Origin of the sequence: Cupriavidus neocaledonicus (genome assembly GCF_000372525.1) — a bacterium.
Taxonomy (GTDB): Bacteria; Pseudomonadota; Gammaproteobacteria; order Burkholderiales; family Burkholderiaceae; genus Cupriavidus; species Cupriavidus neocaledonicus.
In genome coordinates, this window is sequence record NZ_AQUR01000025.1 from 1 (window position 1) to 3022 (window position 3022).

Here is a 3022-nt window from a genome sequence, read left to right on the forward strand (position 1 = left end):
GTAAGCCTCCGAATCGAGATCATTCAGGTTGGCTAGAGCCACCGCCGAATAGACGGCGGCGCCGCGTTCGCTGCTACGTCCGTTGTCGACTGACTCAATGCGCAGCCCATCGGCTTCGCGGTATCGCTTTTGGACGATACCTTGCTCAGCGCCGAGCGTAGCCAGACCTCTCTGTGGTCGCCGTCCTGGCTCCTTCAAGACCTGGAGAGTGGTCTCGTCGCCGTAGATGATGTCGGAATCAAGCAGCGTGTCGCGAAGCAGGTTGATCACCGGCTGCACGGCCTGGCCCACGCGCACCATGCTGGCGGCGATGGTATTGGCCGAGATGCGCCGCCGAAGCGGCGCAGCAATGCGGCTTGGCGATACAGGGGCATGCCTAACTGGTACTTGCCGGGGCAATCCAGGCCAGCGCCGACTCGGTGAACAGGCCACGGGGGATGATACGCGGCAGCGCCGGCGTGACCTTGATGCCCAGATCGCAGCACGGGCAGGCACGCTTGACGCGCTGGTGCTGGATGACACGGACCTGTTCCGGGAGCACGTCCAGTTGTTCGCTGATCTCAACGCCGATCTCGACCAGCGCGTGGCCATCGTGGGCACAGAAGTGTTCGGACTCCGGCAGGTCGTGACGCACCACTTCGCGTGGCAGCTTGGGACGAGGGACTTGCGACCACGCTTGTTGCGGGTGTGAGCGGCGATCTTCGTGCCGGGCACGTCTTCCTGTGCAGGCTGTGCGGTGGCGGTGAGTGCTTCGGCCTCGTTGAACAGCCCGAGTTGGCCCGTATCACGTGCTTCGCTCTTGGCACCGAACAATTCGCGCCGATAGGCACGCAGTCGTTCTTCTGCCAGCTCGCGTTCAGCTTTTACCAAGCGCAACTCACCCCGAAGTACATCACGTTCGAGGCGAAGCTGGCGCGCTGCGTCGCGTTCTGCGAGCAACTCCTCAAGTTCTTCAGCAGTGATCGTGACGTTGACGGGCATGGCCGGTTGGACCGACATGCCCATCCGAGAGTTCAACTCGTTCGCACGTAGATGCGTTGGGGATGCTTCCTGATGACTGCGATGTCGATGCCGTCCAGCAACCAATGCAACTAATCGACGGTGAGCGTGACGATATCGGTCGTGTCCGGCCACACGAAGCGATCCTCGGCTTCCAATCGCTTGAGGAATAACCAGAAACCAGCACCGTCCCAGCCGAGGATCTTGATACGGTCGCACCGTCGGTTGCCGAACACGTACAGCGAGTGGTCAAACGGGTTGAGCAACATCGCCTGCTCCACCAGAATCGACAGCCCGTTGATCCCCATCCGGAAGTCCACCGGCTCGCGATGCAGGAATACCTTCAGCCCGCTGTCGAACCGGAACACGGCATCCTCCCCAGCATCTGGACAATCATCGTCAGTCCTGGGAGATCCGCCTGGCTCAGATCCAGTTCGACGCCATTGGGCAATCGCACATCCAACGCGACGGCCATACAGGCGGAGGTTGGATCGACTGACGTCGCCTCTGAGATAGACTCAACGGCCACGAATGCTAAGGGTCGGTTCTCGGTCATTGTTCTCGTCTGCGTCTGTTGCACAGGCGCGCCGGGCCCCCTGGCCGCAGACAGGCCTCAACCAGTGCTCGCTTGCTGGCGTTGTCGTATCGCTTGCGACCCCTGCTGTTGCCGCTGACAACTTTCAGTTCCGGCGATGCTTCGCTCATCAATGTTCTCCTGAAGTAGGTGGAGAACATCATCACCATTCAGCATGCCATTTGATAGACGCCGATGAAAGACTGCTTACGTTGTACTCGCCGGGCGAGCCGACGGAGGGCGCTTCGCCGGCCGTGCGACGCACGGCGAATCCCAGTCCGAATCCATAGCCGGCTCCGGGCAGATAGAGCGATCCAGGTGCGATCCCATTGGCCACGTGGTCCGCAGTCATGGACTCGATTGTCCGGGGGCTGAGGTAGCGCCGACCATCGAGTGAGCCGCCGTTGGCCAGCATCTGCGCAAAGCGGGCATAGTCTTGCGCCGTGGAAACGAGGCCGGCACCGCCCGACTCGAACTTCCGGGGCATGCGGGGATCAAACATGCGGAGTCCCGGCACGACCTCCTCGTCGTCGGAGAAGGGCTGGACAAGTTTGGCATGCTTAGCAGCCTCAGGGAAGGCCGAACCCAGTGTCCTTCATTCCCAGTGGGGCAAAGAGCCGCCTGCGCATGATGGTGCCCAAGGTTTGGCCTTCCACTACTTCCAGCACGCGGCCCAGGACATCGGTGGAGAATCCATATTCCCAGGCCGTGCCTGGCTGATTCTGCAGCGGCAGCGCCGCTACCCGGTCTGCCAGTTCGGCATTCGTGAAGTCGCCGTGGAGTCCGATCTGTGCGGCCCGGTACAGGCGCTCGACCGCAGAATCGCCGAAGACGCCGTAGGTGATGCCCGAAGTATGCCGCAACAGGTCGTGCACGGTTATCGGCCGTAAGGTACCCACCGACTCCAGAGTCTTTGCGCCAGTGGCCGGGTCCTTCCGCTCGACACCGACCTTCATGGTGGCGAAGGCGAGAAGGAACCGCGACAGCGGTGCATCGAGCTGCAGCTTGCCTTCCTCCACCAACATCATGGCGACAACCGAAGTCATGGGCTTGGTCATCGAGTAGATCCGGGAGATGCTGTCCTTGCTCATGGGCGTGCCATGCACCGGATCCTGCTGCCCCACAGCTTCGAAGTAGGCGACCTGGCCGTTCCGCACGATCAGCATCACTGCCCCTGGCACGCGTTTGGATTCCACCTGGGACTGCATCCAGTCGCCGACCGCGCCGAGCCGTCCCGCGGACATTCCGACCTCGGCTGCCGCCACTGGCGCGGGCAGGCGCGCGCAGGCTACTGTAGTGGACGCGAGAAGCGACAGCGCAACGCTGAGTCTTGCGAATGTTGGAAGAATGAGCATTAGCAGGCCGCTGAAATACCTCCAGCGGACGTCAGCGCGACGACTGGCTGAAGCGTTGCTTTGAGGATCCCATCCAATCCCACATTCATGCGCG

Annotated in this window: 3 protein-coding genes and 1 pseudogene; all 4 read right to left on the minus strand. The window is 61.8% G+C overall.

Annotated elements, in window-relative coordinates:
• Nucleotides 1–981 (minus strand): annotated as a pseudogene (locus A3AG_RS30930) (transposase); the annotation flags it as partial.
• A 110-nt stretch (nt 982–1091) separates the two neighbouring features.
• Entirely contained in the window at nt 1092–1367 is a 276-nt protein-coding gene (gene tnpB / locus A3AG_RS30935; RefSeq protein ID WP_012354783.1) for an IS66 family insertion sequence element accessory protein TnpB, read from the minus strand.
• Nucleotides 1368–1736: 369 nt separating this feature from the next.
• Nucleotides 1737–2075: a serine hydrolase gene (locus A3AG_RS34650; RefSeq protein WP_012354785.1), complete on the minus strand. Its 339-nt coding sequence runs from the start codon at nt 2073–2075 to the stop codon at nt 1737–1739.
• Between the two features lie 67 nt (nt 2076–2142).
• A partial coding sequence (locus A3AG_RS34655) for a serine hydrolase domain-containing protein (protein ID WP_209437565.1) occupies nt 2143–3022 on the minus strand: 880 nt, incomplete at its 5' end.

Bases quoted from the DNA above. Each gene is read 5' to 3' on its own strand.
- A3AG_RS34650 (WP_012354785.1), bottom strand. From the start codon at position 2,075: ATGTTTGATCCCCGCATGCCCCGGAAGTTCGAGTCGGGCGGTGCCGGC.